This window comes from Flavobacterium sp. LHD-85, assembly GCF_030929595.1.
Classification (GTDB): domain Bacteria; phylum Bacteroidota; class Bacteroidia; order Flavobacteriales; family Flavobacteriaceae; genus Flavobacterium.
This window is the reverse complement of record NZ_JAVFVR010000001.1, coordinates 335,548-352,449: the sequence shown is the minus strand read 5'-3', so window position 1 is coordinate 352,449 and position 16,902 is coordinate 335,548. Positions and strand designations below refer to the sequence as shown.

At 33.2% G+C, this 16,902-nt stretch carries 17 protein-coding genes and 2 tRNA genes; 11 read left to right on the top strand and 8 right to left on the bottom strand.

The window, feature by feature from the left end; genetic code table 11:
* Positions 1-24: 24 nt before the first annotated feature.
* Positions 25-843 (bottom strand): type I methionyl aminopeptidase, encoded by an 819-nt coding sequence (gene map, locus RB618_RS01555; protein ID WP_308067186.1) that lies wholly within the window; start codon positions 841-843, stop codon positions 25-27.
* Between the two features lie 203 nt (positions 844-1,046).
* Here map and RB618_RS01550 point away from each other — a divergent pair, with 203 nt between their 5' ends.
* A complete protein-coding gene (locus tag RB618_RS01550) occupies positions 1,047-2,297 on the top strand; it encodes a DUF445 domain-containing protein (RefSeq protein WP_308067185.1) in 1,251 nt (416 codons plus the stop codon).
* Positions 2,298-2,529: 232 nt separating this feature from the next.
* Here the strand turns inward: RB618_RS01550 and gpmI are convergent, their stop codons facing one another.
* Complete coding sequence (gpmI, locus tag RB618_RS01545; RefSeq protein ID WP_308067184.1) at positions 2,530-4,047, bottom strand: 2,3-bisphosphoglycerate-independent phosphoglycerate mutase; 1,518 nt, start codon at positions 4,045-4,047, stop codon at positions 2,530-2,532.
* 503 nt (positions 4,048-4,550) lie between these two features.
* Here gpmI and RB618_RS01540 point away from each other — a divergent pair.
* Positions 4,551-5,276 (top strand): murein L,D-transpeptidase catalytic domain family protein, encoded by a 726-nt coding sequence (locus RB618_RS01540; protein ID WP_308067183.1) that lies wholly within the window; start codon positions 4,551-4,553, stop codon positions 5,274-5,276.
* Here the strand turns inward: RB618_RS01540 and RB618_RS01535 are convergent.
* Together RB618_RS01535 and RB618_RS01530 are read right to left on the bottom strand one after the other, a co-directional pair.
* Positions 5,265-6,848 carry a L,D-transpeptidase family protein gene (locus RB618_RS01535; RefSeq protein ID WP_308067182.1) on the bottom strand — a complete coding sequence of 528 codons (1,584 nt, stop codon included), beginning with the start codon at positions 6,846-6,848 and terminating at the stop codon, positions 5,265-5,267. The genes RB618_RS01540 and RB618_RS01535 overlap by 12 nt on opposite strands.
* Before the next feature lies 1 nt (position 6,849).
* Entirely contained in the window at positions 6,850-7,287 is a 438-nt protein-coding gene (locus RB618_RS01530; RefSeq protein WP_308067181.1) for a GNAT family N-acetyltransferase, read from the bottom strand.
* A 135-nt stretch (positions 7,288-7,422) separates the two neighbouring features.
* On the opposite strand from RB618_RS01530, the gene RB618_RS01525 reads away from it, so the two are divergent.
* Positions 7,423-7,495: transfer RNA gene (locus RB618_RS01525), tRNA-Gly, on the top strand.
* 94 nt (positions 7,496-7,589) lie between these two features.
* Positions 7,590-7,662 (top strand) — tRNA-Gly (locus tag RB618_RS01520).
* A 135-nt stretch (positions 7,663-7,797) separates the two neighbouring features.
* Here RB618_RS01520 and pepE read toward each other — a convergent pair.
* The gene (gene pepE / locus RB618_RS01515; protein WP_308067180.1) at positions 7,798-8,505 is read right to left on the bottom strand and encodes a dipeptidase PepE; all 708 of its coding nucleotides are present in this window, start codon (positions 8,503-8,505) and stop codon (positions 7,798-7,800) included.
* 164 nt (positions 8,506-8,669) lie between these two features.
* On the opposite strand from pepE, the gene RB618_RS01510 reads away from it, so the two are divergent.
* The 7 genes from RB618_RS01510 to RB618_RS01480 all read left to right on the top strand — a co-directional run bounded on the left by RB618_RS01510 (position 8,670) and on the right by RB618_RS01480 (position 14,771).
* Entirely contained in the window at positions 8,670-9,437 is a 768-nt protein-coding gene (locus RB618_RS01510) for a carboxypeptidase-like regulatory domain-containing protein (RefSeq protein WP_308067179.1), read from the top strand.
* Positions 9,424-10,149 carry a carboxypeptidase-like regulatory domain-containing protein gene (locus tag RB618_RS01505; RefSeq protein WP_308067178.1) on the top strand — a complete coding sequence of 242 codons (726 nt, stop codon included), beginning with the start codon at positions 9,424-9,426 and terminating at the stop codon, positions 10,147-10,149. The genes RB618_RS01510 and RB618_RS01505 overlap by 14 nt, the downstream gene beginning before the upstream one ends.
* Positions 10,139-10,894: a hypothetical protein gene (locus tag RB618_RS01500; protein WP_308067177.1), complete on the top strand. Its 756-nt coding sequence runs from the start codon at positions 10,139-10,141 to the stop codon at positions 10,892-10,894. The genes RB618_RS01505 and RB618_RS01500 overlap by 11 nt, the downstream gene beginning before the upstream one ends.
* Entirely contained in the window at positions 10,891-11,397 is a 507-nt protein-coding gene (locus RB618_RS01495; RefSeq protein ID WP_308067176.1) for a DUF6702 family protein, read from the top strand. Before RB618_RS01500 ends, RB618_RS01495 begins: the two co-directional genes overlap by 4 nt.
* 66 nt (positions 11,398-11,463) lie before the next feature.
* Positions 11,464-13,707 carry a M1 family metallopeptidase gene (locus RB618_RS01490; protein WP_308067175.1) on the top strand — a complete coding sequence of 748 codons (2,244 nt, stop codon included), beginning with the start codon at positions 11,464-11,466 and terminating at the stop codon, positions 13,705-13,707.
* A 153-nt stretch (positions 13,708-13,860) separates the two neighbouring features.
* The gene (locus RB618_RS01485; RefSeq protein WP_308067174.1) at positions 13,861-14,208 is read left to right on the top strand and encodes a twin-arginine translocase TatA/TatE family subunit; all 348 of its coding nucleotides are present in this window, start codon (positions 13,861-13,863) and stop codon (positions 14,206-14,208) included.
* On the top strand, positions 14,208-14,771 hold the full coding sequence (locus tag RB618_RS01480; RefSeq protein ID WP_308067173.1) for a phosphatase PAP2 family protein: 564 nt from the start codon (positions 14,208-14,210) through the stop codon (positions 14,769-14,771). The genes RB618_RS01485 and RB618_RS01480 overlap by 1 nt, the downstream gene beginning before the upstream one ends.
* A 277-nt stretch (positions 14,772-15,048) precedes the next feature.
* Here the strand turns inward: RB618_RS01480 and RB618_RS01475 are convergent, their stop codons facing one another.
* The 3 genes from RB618_RS01475 to RB618_RS01465 form a co-directional block, all read right to left on the bottom strand.
* A complete protein-coding gene (locus RB618_RS01475) occupies positions 15,049-15,690 on the bottom strand; it encodes an O-methyltransferase (RefSeq protein ID WP_308067172.1) in 642 nt (213 codons plus the stop codon).
* A gap of 114 nt (positions 15,691-15,804) precedes the next feature.
* Complete coding sequence (locus RB618_RS01470; RefSeq protein WP_308067171.1) at positions 15,805-16,170, bottom strand: hypothetical protein; 366 nt, start codon at positions 16,168-16,170, stop codon at positions 15,805-15,807.
* A gap of 178 nt (positions 16,171-16,348) precedes the next feature.
* A complete protein-coding gene (locus tag RB618_RS01465) occupies positions 16,349-16,900 on the bottom strand; it encodes a hypothetical protein (protein WP_274255481.1) in 552 nt (183 codons plus the stop codon).
* Between the last annotated feature and the right edge of the window lie 2 nt (positions 16,901-16,902).

Here is a 16,902-nt window from a genome sequence, read left to right as displayed (position 1 = left end):
TCGTGTTAATTCGTGAAATTTGTGTTATAACACCAAAGGCACTTGTCTGAATTCATCTTCTTCGTTACTCTCGATTCCAAGAGCTTTGTAGATGTACTTAAAAGTCGATAATAATTCAGGTTTTCCATCAATTAAAGCTACGTCGTGCTCAAAATGTGCGCTAGGTTTTCCGTCAGCAGTCAAGATTGTCCAGCCATCTTTAAGCTGTTTTATGTTTCTGGTTCCCATATTAATCATAGGTTCGATTGCTACAACCATTCCTTCAACAAAAAGCTTTCCGCGTCCGCGTTTTCCGTAGTTTGGCATTTCTGGTTCTTCGTGCATTTTTTGCCCAACACCATGTCCAACCAATTCACGAACTACTCCGTAACCGTGAGCTTCAGTATATTTTTGAATAGCATTTCCAACATCTTCTACACGATTTCCTGCTCTAAATTCTCTAATTCCAACGTAAAGAGATTCTTTAGTAACACGTAAAAGTTTTTTAACTTCAGGTGCAACTTCTCCAATTTCGAAACTGTATGCATGATCTCCGTGGAAACCATTTTTAAAAGCCCCGCAGTCAACCGAAATAACGTCACCATTTTTAAGAGGTGTATTGTTAGGAATACCATGAACAACCTGAGCGTTTGGACTCATGCAAAGCGAATTCGGGAAATCGTACAATCCCAGGAAACTTGGAACTGCACCGTGATCACGAATAAATTCTTCTGCTAATTTGTCAAGATATAATGTTGTAACTCCTTCTTTAATTTCAGAAGCAATCATTCCTAATGTTTTTGATACGATTAAAGCACTTTCGCGCATCAATTCGATTTCCTCTCTAGTTTTTTGGATAATCATATTTTTTCCATTTTCAGTTGGCAAAAATACAACTTTTATCTCATTTTTTGCGCAAAATTTTTAGCCACGAATTTCGCGAATTTGCACGAATGATTTGGTCAAAATTTTAAAGCAAAAGCAATTAGTGAAAATTGGTGGAATTCGTGGCAAAACTAATATCTCCAGAAAAAAGCCGTAAATTAGTAATACAAACGCTTATAATTATGGAGACTATTATAGATCGAGATATTGCCAAAGTAAAAGCTCTTAAGAAAATGAAGCGAAATGCTTTAGGACTTTTGGGTATTGCAGTGCTATTGTTTTTAATTGCTATTTATTTTAAAATTCCGATGCTGCAGGCTTTTAGCGAAGCTGCAATGGTAGGCGGAATAGCCGATTGGTTTGCTGTTGTGGCACTTTTTCGCCACCCAATGGGAATTCCGATTTGGCATACGGCAATTATTCCGACCAAGAAAAATGAAATTGGAGAGAATCTAGGAAATTTTGTTTCTGAGGAATTTCTAGATCGCGAAAAAATGGAGGTTAAATTGGACGAATTTAATTTTGCAGTTAAAGCTTCAGATTGGATTTCACACGAAGAAAATGCCAATAAAATAGCTGATGTTGTTGCAGTAAATATCATTCCGGGGATTTTACGAACTATTAAAGACGAAGATGTCAAAAGATTTATTCAGGTTCAATTTAAAGAAAAAATAGAGGAAATTAATTTTGGAGATTGGGTGGCATTGGCACTAGAACCTTTGCAAAAAGGGAATTTAAAAAATCAGATGCTAACGAATCTTCTAGAAGTAATGAGCACTGAATTAGCTAACAATAAAGATTTAATTAGGCAAAAAGTTAAAGCTTCGACACCACTATTAAGTTTTGGCTTGGCTGATAAAAGCATAACAGAAGGTGTTTTTAATGGCTTGCAGGATTTTCTAAATGAAGCCAAAAAACCTGAAAGTGCGGTGCGTTTAAAAATTGATGAGTATATTTTTAACTTTCTGGAAAAAGTAAAAAACTCTGAAGAGATGAGAGTCAAAATCAACGATATGATTTTGGGTTTTGTTGGAAAAAAAGAGGTTCAGGATTATATCAACGGGATTTGGGATGAAATAAAATTGTCCATCACAAATGATTTGAATAAAGGCGATGATTCTTCAATAAAAAATAGCATTTCAAATTTAATTCAAACTTTCGGAAACGGAATTAAAGAAGATCCTGCTATGATTGATAAAATTAACACTTTTATAAAAAATGATTTATTATCGGTCCTTTTAAACAACAAAAAAGTAATTGGAGATTTGATTTCGTCAACCGTAAAAAGTTGGGATGGGAAAGAGGTTTCTGAAAAATTAGAACTAGAAATAGGTAAAGATCTTCAATATATCAGAATCAACGGGACTTTAGTTGGTGGGGTTATTGGTCTTGTGATTTATGGCGTGGAGCAGATTTATCATTTTGTTTTTTGAACCATATAAGTGATATAAGTAAATATAAATTAGTCCTGTTTTCTTATAGAAAAGAAAAATCATATAAGAAGGTAAAAAGCAAGTGAGCTTTTTTCAAGCTTTAGATTCTGGTGTAAAATAGTTCTCGCAAAGTCGCAGAGACGCAAAGTTTAATATTCTTTGCGACTTAGCGTCTTTGCGAGATTTTTTTTAAGTTCTATTTAATGAACTTATATAACTTATATGGTGAAAATTATAGAAGTGAATGACAAGTCATTGCATTTGGTTGCTGAACGCCCATCAATTCTAAAATAGTAGGAGCAATATCACCTAAAACACCATCTTGAATGTTTTTTAATTCTTTGTCAACCAAAATAATCGGCACTGGGTTTGTTGTGTGTGCAGTATTTGGAGAACCGTCAGGATTAATCATTGTTTCGCAGTTTCCGTGATCTGCAATAACGATTGTAGTGTAATCGTTAGCAAGAGCAGCGTCGATTACTTTTTTCGCGCAAGCGTCGACAGCTTCACAAGCTTTAATTGCAGCTTCCATAATTCCGGTGTGTCCAACCATGTCTCCGTTTGCAAAGTTTAAACAAACAAAATCAACTTCGCCTTTGTTTAATTCTGGAACAAGAGCATCCGCCAATTCGTAAGCGCTCATTTCAGGTTTTAAATCGTAAGTTGCTACTTTTGGCGAATTTCTCAAAATTCTAGATTCACCTTCAAAAGGAGTCTCTCTACCTCCAGAGAAGAAGAAAGTTACGTGCGGATATTTCTCAGTTTCAGCAATTCTGATTTGTTTTTTACCTGCTTTTTCTAAAACCTCACCAAGCGTTTCGGTAATATTATCTTTATTGTAAACTACTTTTACGTTTTGGTACGTTTCGTCGTAATTTGTCAATGTTACATAATATAGGTTTAGTTTGTGCATGTTCTGCTCGTGGAAATCTTGCTGAGAAAGTGCTTCAGTAAGTTCACGGCCTCTATCAGTTCTAAAGTTAAAGAAGATTACAACATCACCTTCTACAATTGTAGCAAGAGGTTTTGCATTTTCATCAACGATAACAACAGGCTCGATAAATTCGTCAGTAACATCTTTTTCATAGCTTGAAAGTACGCTTGCAACGGCATTTGTTGATGGAGTTCCAACACCATTTACTACAAGATCGTAAGCTAGTTTTACACGTTCCCATCTTTTATCACGGTCCATTGCATAATAACGCCCAACGATAGAAGCAATTTTTACAGGAGTGTCTTTAATATAATCTTCAAGATCATGAATATATTTCGCTCCAGATTTTGGATCAACGTCACGGCCGTCTGTAAAAGCGTGAATATAAACCTGATCTAAACCGTATTCTTGAGAAGCATCGATTAATCCGCGAAGGTGAGAAGTATGTGAGTGAACACCACCGTCTGAAACTAATCCTAAAAAGTGTACTTTTTTATTGTTGTCTTTAGCATAAGTAAAAGCGTCAATAAGGACTTGCTCTTTTGCTAAAGTTTTGTGTTCTACAGCTAAATTTATTTTGGCTAAATCTTGGTATACAATTCTTCCTGCGCCAAGATTCATGTGTCCAACTTCGCTATTTCCCATTTGCCCTTCAGGAAGACCAACATTTAATCCGTCAGTTCTAAGTTGAGCGCTTGGGTAATTTTTGTAAAGACTGTTTATAAAAGGAACATTTGCATTGTCTATTGCAGATACTTTAGGGTCAGGAGATTTTCCCCAACCGTCTAAAATCATAAGGATAACTTTTTTGTTCATTGCATTTTTGTTTTCTACAAATATAAGGCATTTCTAAAGTTTGAAAACTGAGAATTGTTACATTTATATTTAATAAAATGAACTATAAAAAAAAATATTGATTTAATTGAAGAAGCCTTTATTTTTTAAAATTAATTCACGCTAAGCTCTCTTTTCGACTTTATTTTTGACGGCATTATGGCTGATAAAACATTTTACACTTGTAGAAATATATGTTTTCATGCTTAACAATCATTCTTTTATAGAAATGATAGGTTCAATTTGTTCTGCTTGCAGCCGTTTAATATTCAAAAATTTTCGTTTTGTTTTTCTTTTTTTAAGAAAACGGGTAATAAGGTTGTGATTTTTAGCATAAGAAAAAATCTTACATAAAAAGTAAATTTATGTTAATAATGTTAAAGTTTAAGCAAAAAAGCCTTGAAAATCAGGCTCGTATTTTGCAAGGTATGATTTTTTTATATTTTTGCGATACCCAAATTTTTTGTTTAACCTAAAGAAATTCAATGATTTACAAAATTTATCCGTTATTTGTGTTTTTACTATTGTCTTTTGGAAAAGATTCAAAAAACACATCCGATCTGAAAAAAAATGCCACTGTAAAGACGATTGCTAAAGTCGAAAAGGTTACAGTAGATTCTAAAATCGAGAGCGTTTATAACTCATTAAATTCAAACAATTTTAAAATGCCTGAGCTTAAAACTTTTTCTGAAGCTTTAAAAGGATTTTATCTGTTGAAAGAAAGAGGAGTGGTCAAGAAAAATATTCTAACACTAATTGATTTTGGTTTGTCATCAAACACAAAACGTTTGTGGGTGATTGATTTAACTAGTAATACTATTTTGTTTAATTCTCTTGTGGCTCACGGAAGAAATACTGGAGAAGAATTTGCTTCAGCATTTTCAAACCTTAATTCATCATTTAAAAGTAGTTTAGGATTTTATGCAACGGGCGAAATTTATCAAGGGAAACATGGTGCTTCTTTGCGTTTGGATGGATTAGAGAATGGTGTAAATGACAATGCTCGCGAAAGAGGCGTTGTAATGCATGGCGCAGACTACGTTTCTGAATCTTTTATTAGAGATCATAAAAGATTAGGCAGAAGCCAGGGCTGTCCGGCAGTTCCAGTTGAATTGACAAATGAAATTATTCAATTAATAAAAGACAAATCATGTTTATATATCTATCATCCATCAAGAAGCTTTACGATGGAAGAGAGGCTAATTTCTTAATTGCGCATATAAATCTGAATCTAGATCATAAATATCAGCTCTGAAAATGAGCTGATTTTTTTTGCTCCATGCGGTCCAATACCACTGATATAAAGCGTACTTTTTGGTGATTTTGAAACTCATTGTTGTTTTACTCGCAATAATAGTGTCAATTCTGTCTTGTGGCCAGTTCCCGTCAACATCCAGTATGTGTTGGGCAAGTTCCATTGGATTCTCAACACGCACACATCCAGAACTCATAGAACGGTTATTGCGACCAAAAATATTACGATGATTTGTATCGTGAAGATAGACACTGTGATGATTTGGGAATAAAATTTTCATTAATCCCAACGAATTATCATAGCCAGGGCTTTGTACATAACGATAGTTGTTTGGTTTGTTTTCATTCCATGCCATTGGAGAAACTACCTTTCCGGCAGTATCGTAAATAGTGATATTCTTATTGGCCAAATAATTTCGGTTTCTTTTCATTGCAGGAACGACATCTTCTTTCAGAATCGTTGGAGGGACAGTCCATGTCGGATTAAAAACAACCGTTTTTAAAAAAGAAGTGATAATAGGTGTTTTTCTTTTGCTTGTTCCTACCACAATATTTCTAACTAAAGTTGTGTCTTTACTTTCGACAACATTTAAGCTGTAATCGGGAATGTTTATAATGAAATAGTTTTCGGCCAATTCTGACGGATACCATCTCCATCGCTCCAAATTGGCAATTATCTGTTTTTTTCTATCTTTTTTAGAATAATTTAAAGCACGAATAGTTCCGGTCCCGATAACTCCGTCTGAAGTTAAACCGTGCCTTTCTTGGAATCTTTTAACGGCTTCAAAAGTTTTGTGGTTGTAAATATTAGAAAGACTGTCTCTTCCTGTCATATCGTTCCAGTACAAAAGTCTTTTTTTAATGTTTGTTAAAGCGGGATTGGTATCGTTTAAAACAATTTTATCGGCAGATTCAATAGTTTTTACATTATCATCGGGAAATGTATTGATGATTTCAAGCGCTTTTAGTAATTCTTTGTATGTCTGTGTTTTTGGTTGTATATTTTCGACAATGCTATCTAGTTTGTTTTGATTGAAGCCTTTAATTAAAACAGAATTCACATCAAATTCTTTTTCATCCAAATCCCAATTGGTATACAATTTTTTAGGGTCTAGCTTTCCTTTATGTATGTGATTAAGGTATTTCTCAAAATTATAGGTCAGTAAAATGTCGTACATAGCCAAGTCTTTATTGCTAAGAGAAGCGACTTTGCTTTCGAATTCTTTTAGTTGGGAAATTTTGTAATCTTCCGGTTCTAAGCCTAATTCTTCTGATTTTTCTAATTGAGCTAAAACAAAAGTTCTTTTTTTAAGATTGCCCCATACGGTTTGATTTTCAGATCCAACGTAAAACTGTTTTAAGGTTTCACTTTTAAAAGTTCCTATTAATGCTGTGTCTATTTCGACAGTTCTCTCATTAGTAAGTATAATTGCCGGCACCTTTTTTTTGATAATAGGTGTAGGTTTTGGGTTTTCTTTTTTACAGCCCACTAAAAGGCATATTACTACTAAAGAGTAAAGTATTCTCATTTTATAATTTTTTAAACATCAAATAATGTTCGCCGACATCTTTAATCTCAAATGCTTCACCTAGTGGCTGATAGTTCATTTTTTGATAAAATCCGACAGCGGCAGTTCTGGCGTTGAACCAAATCAAATCTACTTGGTTTTCATTGCAATAAGTTTCGCAATGTTTTACCAAAGCCTCTCCAAACCCCTTTTTCTGGTGGGTTTCTAAAACTGCCATCCCGCGAATTTGCGCTTGATTTTGAGCGGCAAATATAGGATTGATTTTTTCAAATAACGAAATAATTCCTGTTAAATTTTCACCTTCAAATAGGCCGAAATGATGGGTGGATTCTAAATCGTCGCCTTCAAAGACGCAACTTTCTATGGGTTTTCCTTTTCTTAAAACAGGTTGACGAACGGCATAAGTTTCTTTTGATGGAATTTCTTTAATTGTAATCATGATTTTTTGAAAAAATATTGCTTTTATAACTTTTTAATTTTAAATAAGTTATAAAAAAATGTTGATTTTTATTGATTTTTTTTGCCCAAAAGCTTGTTTTGAACTGAACTTTCTTTCTATATTTGCACAACCAATGCGAAAGTAGCTCAGTTGGTAGAGCTCCAGCCTTCCAAGCTGGTTGTCGCGAGTTCGAGCCTCGTCTTTCGCTCTAAAAGTAAACACGTTTTACTTATGTGAAAATAAATTTTTTGATTTTTATTTTGTTTTAAAAATTAAATTTTTTAAGTTTGCACCCGATTAATGCGAAAGTAGCTCAGTTGGTAGAGCTCCAGCCTTCCAAGCTGGTTGTCGCGAGTTCGAGCCTCGTCTTTCGCTCTTCAAAAGCCTCAAACATTGTTTGAGGCTTTTTTGTTTTTGTGTTTTTTTTGAACCGTATAAGTGGTATAAGAAAAATAAAAGTTTTTTATTGAACTTTTAAAATGAACTTATATCACTTATATGGTTTAAAAATTATTTCAAATCGCTTAAATCACTTTCTGTTTCTAATTCTAGAGCTTCTTGATTTTGTTGAAACAAACGAGCAGGTAGATCTCCCTTTAAGGTGATTTTTTCTCCTTTAACTTCTAGCCAGCTTCCTTCTCTCAAACCTAAAACTGGAATTGTGTTGAATGCATGAAATTCTTTGATTCTCGTTTCGCGCGTTTCTCCCATATGTTTAGATTGTAGATCGGCATCTAAATAATGCGGATTTAAGTTGAAAGGAATTAATCCTAAAGTCTGAAAGCTTGGAGGGTAGATAATAGGCATATCATTTGTGGTCTGCATTGATAAACCGCAGATATTACTTCCTGCACTTGATCCAAGATAAGGAGTGCCGTTTTTTACGGTTTCAGAAAGTAACTGCATAATATTGTTTTTATAAAGCTGAGTAACCAGTAAAAAAGTGTTGCCTCCGCCAGTAAAAATTCCTTCTGCATTTTTTACAGCATCTTGCGGATTTTCAAATTCATGAATTCCTTTAACGTTTATATTAATTGTCTTAAAAGCCTCTGCAGCTTTTTTGGTATACTCCTCATGCGAAATTCCGCTAGGGCGTGCATACGGAATAAATAAGATTGTTTTACAGTTTTTAAAATGCGTTTTTAAAGTAGGTAAAATATATTCTAAGTAGTTGCCTCCGTGTAATGTAGAAGTGCTTGCAATAATAATACTTTTCATGATTTTTAAACTCAAATTTTGTTTGTTAAAGATATTAAAAAACTCTGCTTTTGTTTTAGCCTTTCCTGTTTTAATTAACAAATTTTTACCAAGTCATTAATATTAAATTTGGAATGACTTAGGATATTTTTACCGTTTTAAGAATATTTTTAAATTATTTTATTTTGTTTCAAAAAATTACTTGTTTTTTAATTATTGCAGCAGGGCAAGTTTGCTGGTCACAAAGCCAAGATCGCTCTGTTTTTAACGGTAAAGTGATTTCAAATACTTCAGATTTAGAAGGGATTTATGTAATCAATGCACAAACAGAAGAAACTGTAACGACCAATGCTTCAGGGTCTTTTTCTATTTCTGCAAAAGCAGATGATGTTCTGGTTTTCTCTTCTATAAGTTTTAAAGAAAAAAGAGTTTTATTGAAACAGGAAGATTTTTCAAATCTCAATTTTTCTGTCAATCTTACTATGATTATGTATCAATTGCAGGAGGTTGTGGTAAAGCGATATGATAATATTAATGCCGAAAGTTTAGGAGTAATTCCTATGGGGCAGAAAAAATATACTGCGGCAGAACGTAAGTTGCAAACTGCAACTGCGCTAAATGCAACTGCAAATGGAGGGACAATGGCTGGAGGATCTATTTCTGCAGATCCATTGCTGAATTTTTTTTCAGGGAGAACGGCTATGCTTAAAAAAGAAGTTGCTGTAGAAAAAAAGGAATTTTTTATGAGGCTTTTAGAAAATATGTTTAGTCTGGAGCATTTTGTTGAAAGATTAAAAATCCCGGCTGATTATGTTAAAGGTTTTGAATATTATGCTGTAGAGAATGAGAAATTTACTGTGATTTTGAATTCTAAAAATAAAACTTCTACGGAGTTTTTGCTTGGAGAGTTGGCTGTAAAGTATAAAGAAATGATTGCTGGTGAAAATAAGTAGAGTTATATCGATTGTTGTTTTTCTTTTGGTTCAAATAAGTTTTGGGCAAAAAAGTGATATTAAGCTATTAATAGGGAAGGTGCAGGAGCAATCTACTCCTGTCGAAGGGGTGAATATTATAAATAATGCTACTCAAGTTGCAACAGTTTCGGATTCTGATGGTAATTTCTCGATTACTGTACGAGAGGGAGATGTTTTGGTTTTTTCTGCGGTAAATTTAGATCCTGTTAAGCATAGAATTACTTCAGAAGATATGGCTGTCAATTCTTTGGTTGTAAAAATGACTGCTAAAGAAGTAGAGTTGAAAGAAGTGGTGGTGAATGAAAATGCAAATATAACTGCAGAAAATTTGGGGATTATCCCGTACGGACAAAAAAAATACACACCTGCTGAGCGAAAGGTTTATACGGCAAATTCGACTTCTGTAGATAAGTTGTTAAATGCGATTTCGGGACGAACTGCGATGCTGAAAAAAGAAGTGAATGTCGAGAAAAAAGAAATGCTTTTTAGAAAACTTGAGTATCTTTTTGAAGAGAATTATTATACAGATAGATTGAAAATTCCGGTAGATGATATAAAAGGATTTCAATTATTTTGTGTAGATGATACTGAATTTGCTCTATCTTTGAATACGAAAAACAAAACAATGAGTATGTTTTTAATCACAGATCTAGCAAGAAAATATCTAACAATTCTCGAAAATGAAAAATAAATTAGGAGTACTCGTTGTATGCTTATTTTGTCAATTTGTATTAGGGCAAAACGGTTTTAGGAAGCCATTACACGGTCAGGTTATCAATGATTTTTTAGCCATAGAAAGTGGTTATGTAATGAATATTAATGCTAATACTAGAACATTTATTGGTTCTGGCGGTTTATTTGATATTGTTGCGCAACCCAAAGACACTTTGCTATTCTCTGGTCTGACATTTCAATCAAAAAAAGTTGTTTTAACAGAAAAAGATTGTGATGAGATTCTTTTGAAAATAAAGCTGGACTTGGTTAATAATCAGCTTAAAGAAGTTGTTGTTCATAAAGAATTAAAGGTAAAAGCGCTGCAAGGCGGTTCGCAGAAATATGTCGATATGCAGTTTGAAGACGATAATCAGTCTACTGCAAAAAATAATGCCATGCTTTCTGATCAGACTATAAAATATGGGACTGATTTTGTTCGAATCTTTAAGGACGTCAAAAAACTTTTAAGTAAAAAAGACGAAGTTAGAGAAGAAGAAATTACAGATATTGCTTTTGTAGAATATGCTAAAGATAATTTCACAAAAGATTTTTATTCTAAAACACTTAATCTTAAAGATGACGAAGTAGAGCTTTTCTTGATGTATTGCTCAAACGATCCGCATTCTAAAGACTTAGTAGATCCAGATCAAAAATTTCAGTTAATGGATTTCATGATCAATAAGAATAAAGAGTTTAAGAAAGCCGAGGCTAATCAAAAATGAAAAAAAAGTTAGTTTTCCCTTTGCTGGGAGTTTTGTTTGTATTGTCTTCTGCATTTGCATTTCATAAATTTTATGTTGGCGTTTTTCAGGTAAATTATGCGGCAGAAAAGAAAATGCTGCAAATTACTTCCCGCATTTTTATTGATGATTTGAATAATGCAATGGAGAAAAAGTATCACAAAAAGACATTTGTTGGTACAAGCAAAGAGACTTCCGCAGATGTTGAATTATTAAAAAAATATTTATCAGAACACTTTCTGATTAAAGTAAATGGGCAGTCAAAAGCGATAACTTTTTTATCTAAAGAAGTCGAAGCAGATGATGTTTTGGTCTGTTATTCCAGAATTAAGGATATTGATAAGTTCAAAACGCTTGAAATTTCAAACACTGTGTTGGTCGATTGGAATTCAGAACAGCAAAACATTACACATATTTCAGCATTTGATACAAAAAGAAGTGTTCTTTTTACAGAATCTTCAAGGAAGGAATTGTTAAAATATTAATGCGTTGATAAAATTAATATTTTAATTACTATTTTCACAGCCTAAAGAAATTACCATTAAAAATTTATGAAAAAACTTTCATTATTATTACTTTTTCCTGCAATGTTAGTAGCGCAGGATAAAGCAACAACCACACCTACTAAACAACAAGGAAAGTACGATACAAACAAGTTTAGCCAAATGTATGATTTGCTGGCAACGCCAAACATGTTTCGTACAGCTTCTGGGGCTCCTGGACCGGCTTATTACCAACAGCAAGCAGATTACAAAATTGATGTTGAGTTGGATGATAAAAATTCAAAATTAAGCGGATCTGAAACCATTACCTATACAAATAACTCGCCAGATAGTTTGGAGTATTTATGGATTCAATTAGATCAGAATCAGGCAAAGGCAAATACACAGACTTCATTGGCAGAAAGCGATAAAATCAGTCAGGTTTTGCCTCTTGATGGTTTTTCTTCGAAATACTTGAAAAAAGATTTAGAGCGCGGTTTTAATATTGAACAAGTTAAAGATGCTAAAGGAAGTGCAATGTCTTATACGATCAACGAAACCATGATGCGTATTAATCTGACTTCGCCTTTAAAACCTGGAGAAAAAATTTCTTTCTCAATAAAATGGTGGTACAATATCAATAACTACAGAAAAGAAGGCGGTCGTTCTGGATATGAATTATTCGAGAAAGACGGTAATAAATTATATGTAATTGCACAATTCTACCCAAGAATGGCAGTTTACAATGATGTTGAAGGATGGCAGAACATGCAGTTTTGGGGAAGCGGAGAGTTTGCTCTTCCTTTCGGAAACTTTGATGTAAACATTACAGTTCCTGCAGATCACGTAATTGATGCAACTGGAGAATTAATGAACAGAAGCGAAGTATTTACAGCTGAACAGGTAAAAAGATACGAACAAGCACAAAAATCATTTGACAAACCAGTTGTAATTGTAACGCAAGCAGAAGCAGAAGCAGCTGAAAAAGGTTTTTCTGAAAAGAAAAAAACGTGGAAATTTAGTGCTAAAAATGTTCGTGATTTTGGAATTGCCTCTTCTAGAAAATTTATTTACGATGCAATGGCTGTAAAAATTGGAAACAGAATTGTTATGGCAGAATCTGTTTATCCAAAAGAAGCAAACCCGCTTTGGGGAGAAACTTCTACAATGGTTGTGGCTCATACATTAAAAAGCTATTCTTCTCATACTTTTGATTATCCTTATCCAAAAGCAGTTTCAGTTTCTGCAGAAGATCAAGGTATGGAATATCCAATGATTTGTTGGAACTATGGTCGTCCTGACGAAAATGGTGTAACTAGCAAAGAAATTAAAAACGGAATGATAGGCGTTATTATCCATGAAGTTGGACACACTTTCTTCCCGATGATTGTAAACTCAGATGAGCGTCAATGGACTTGGATGGATGAAGGTTTAAACTCATTTTTAGAATATTTGGCTGAACAGGAATTAGATTCTAATTTCCCTTCAAGAAGAGGACCTGCAAAAAATATTGTTCCTTACATGAGCGGCGACCAAAAGTTTTTAGAGCCTATTATGTCTAACTCTGAAACAATCCACCAATTTGGAAATAATGCTTACGGAAAACCAGCTACAGGTCTTAATATTTTGAGAGAAGTAGTTATGGGAAGAGAATTATTTGATCACGCATTCAGAACATATGCAAACAGATGGAAGTTTAAGCACCCAACCCCAGAAGATTTCTTTAGAACAATGGAAGATGCTTCAGCAGTAGATTTGGATTGGTTCTGGAGAGGTTGGTTTTACTCAACAGATTTTGTAGATATCGGAATTAAAGATGTAAAACAATATTATGTTTCAGATACTCCAACTGCAGATATTAAAGATGTAAAAATTAGAAAAGGACGTTTTGGTTTTGAAAAAGGGCCTTTTGTTTACTTAGTTTCTGGAGATAATGCAGAAGTAAGTGATTCTAAGAAAAAAGCTTTAAAGGTACAAGATTTCAAACCTTTGGCAGATTACGTAGATCAGACTTTTACTGCTGAAGAAAAAGCTAGTATCAAATCTCCTAAGTATTTCTACGAAGTAGAATTCAATAAACCAGGCGGAATGATTATGCCTATTTTAGTTGAAATTACTTATGAAGATGGTTCTAAAGACAATTACAAATACCCAGCTCAAATTTGGAGAAAAAGTAATGAAACGGCTAGGAAAGTTTATGCTACAACAAAAGCAATTAAGAGTATTCAAGTTGACCCGCAATTGCTAACGGCAGACATTGATGTAAGCAATAACTCTTGGCCAAAAGTAGAAACGAAGTCGAAATTTGACTAAATAAGTTAAAAATCTATAAAAAGCTCATCAGGTTTATAAAAGCGTGATGAGCTTTTTTATTTTAATTAAATGAATTTTCAAGGACTTTTTAAGTTAATTTTAAAACTCTAAGCTGCAAAATTTAATATCTTTGCGACTACAAAATTAAAAGTTATGTTTGGTATAGGAGGAGGAGAATTAGTTTTTATACTGTTTATAGTGCTAATGCTTTTTGGTTCAGATAAAGTGCCGGAAATCGCGCGTACAATGGGAAAAGCTATGGCTCAATTAAAAAATGCAACTAATGATATTAAAAGCGAAATTCAGAAAGGAGCAGAGGCTAATGGTCTTGATTCAAAATCTCTGAATGATATTACTGGAAATATCAATGCAGAAATTACTAATGCAAAATCGAATTTACTTGGAGATACAGGAAATCTTTTAGGAGATACTGCAAATGAAATTGAAAAAGTAAAAGAAGATATTGATACTCTTTCTGGACCTATTAAACGCCAAATGTAATGCTTGAAAAAATACAGGAATTAGATAAAGATCTTTTAATATTTCTTAACGGATTAGGTTCTGAAACATACGATAAATTATGGCTTATCATCACAAATCAATTGTATTGGACGCCATTTTTCTTATTTCTATTCTATCTTATTTATAAAAAAATAGGAGGAAAACAAACACTGTATTTATTGCTTTTTATAGCTGTTTTGATTGCCTTTACAGATCAAACCTGCAACTTATTCAAACACACTTTCCAGCGTTTGCGTCCTTGTAATGATCCTGAAGTAAACTCAATTATTAGAGTGGTTCAGGTTAGAAAATCATATAGTTTTTTCTCTGGACATGCGGCCAATACTATGGCGGTTGCAACATTCTTATTTTTGATTTTAAAACGCTATTTCAAATATTTCGGACTTTTATTCTTATGGCCTTTAGTTTTTGCCTACAGCCGAATTTATTTAGGATTGCATTTCCCAGGTGATATCCTTGCTGGATATTTCTTTGGAGCACTTTTCGGATTTTTACTTTATTTAGTTTATAGAAAGCTAAAACCACAGTATTTTCCAGGATAGATTTTTTTAGAAAGGTTCTAAGTTGCTAAGGAACTGAGGTTCTAAGGTTTTTTCTTTAGGATTTTGAAAATCATATAATTGAATTGCCTCCAGCTTTAGCTGGAGGTTTTTTTTTATGAGTAAATAAAAAGGCTTTAGCCAAATTAAGGATTACTTAATTTGGCTAAAGCCCTTAATCTTAAATTATGTTCCTCCAGCTAAAGCTTGAGGCAATTCAATAGATTTTTAGTTTAAAAAACTTTGAACCTTAGCGGCTCAGCATCTTAGAAGCTAAAGCTTATAATACCCTTGAAACCGTTAATCCATCACGAATTGGCAATAAAACTGTTTCTACTCTAGGATCGTCTTTTAAAAGCTGATTGTATTCTAAAAGTACTTTTGTGCTGACATCATTTGGATGAACTTGTTCTAGGATTTTTCCGCTCCATAAAACATTATCCGATAAAATGATGCCTCCTTTATTCATTTTAGGTACAATCATTTCCCAGTAATTCAAATAGTTTTCTTTATCAGCATCAATAAAAACTAAATCAAATTTTAAGTCTAAATCTGGAATAATATTTACAGCTTCGCCTAAATGCTGAAAAATTTGTTTTCCCCAAGGAGACATATCAAAATATTTTCGTTGAAAATCAATTAATTCTTCTTTGATATCGATGGTGTGCAACTGCCCGTTTTCTTGCATTCCTTCGCACAAACACAAAGCGGCATAACCAGTGTAAGTTCCGATTTCAAGAATATTAACTGGGCGAATCAATTTTGAAAGCATGCTTAACACACGGCCTTGAAAGTGGCCGCTAAGCATTCTAGGTAAAAGTATTTTTTGATACGTTTCTTTGTTGAGTTTTGCCAACAATTCTGGTTCTTTTTCAGAATGCTGTTCGATATAATCTTCTAATTCTTGAGATATAAAATGCATATTGTAGTATCTTGTAATTTAGTTGCAAAAATACAAAAATATGCCCTTACTATTAGGCATAAAAAAAACCATCCGCTCACGGCGAATGGTTTCGGTTTCAGATTTAGATGAAATTTATTTTTTCAAAGCTTCATTTACATCTTTAGCTGTTTTTACAGTTCCGTCTTTTGCGGCTTTAGCAGCATTTTCTACTTTTTCAGCACCTTTTTTAGCAGCGGCTTCCACATCGTTAGCTGCTTTTTTAGTTGCGTCTTTTACGTCATTTGCTGCATTTTCTGTAGCATCTTTAGCTTTAGTAGCGGCACTTTCGGCTTTGCTTACTGCAGTATCTTTCACTTCTTCGATATCCGATGTTAGAGAATCAACTTTGTTGCCAAGAGTTAATTCATCTTCTGCAGGTTTGTTTTCTTTTTTCTCGCATGATTGAACAGCGAATGCTAATAAAGCGATTACAGCTAAACTCAAAATTTGTTTTTTCATAATTTAATTTTTTTTAGGTTGATAAAACTTAAAGGTTAAATGGCTGAAAAATAAAATTACAAATTTTAAAATGATTGAGCTCTTTGTAAGATTATGTTTTCTTTTTAGAGCAAAACAATTCTTGTGCCAAATTTTGATTTTTGTGTATTTACTATTTTGATTTTTTTTAATGTGAAAATTAGTTTTTGTATAAACTGAAATTAATCACAATATCATCCTTAACTTTAATGAGACCAGCCATTTTTACTGGTGGCTCCAATTCAATATCAGAAAACTTTAAACTAAGTGTTCCTTGAATTTTATCATCGGTGTTATAGAGTATAAAATCTTTGTATTTGAGTGTTTTATCAGTTATGAAAAAGTTGAGTCTGCATTTGTAATTTTTTCCCATTGGTTTTATATCGCTGATAGAAACTGTACTGTTGGGGAATTTTTTCACTTTTACTGTTCCTTGTAAATCTTTTGTCATTATTTTATTGCCGCAATCAAAGTTTGACATTTTGATGTCGGTATTAAAAGTGTTTTTTTTAACTGAGTTTACATAGACAGTATCTTTTATATTAAAAGTGTTTGAGCAATTATATTTGCCCACAGTTGATAGGCCTGTGATTTCTATTTTTATTTTATTTATTACCACAGCTGTATCTTCTGGAAAAAAAGTGGGTTTAGCACTTCCTAAGAAAAAGAAAACTACTAAACCCATAATTAAGATTGAAAATCTCGTTTTCATTT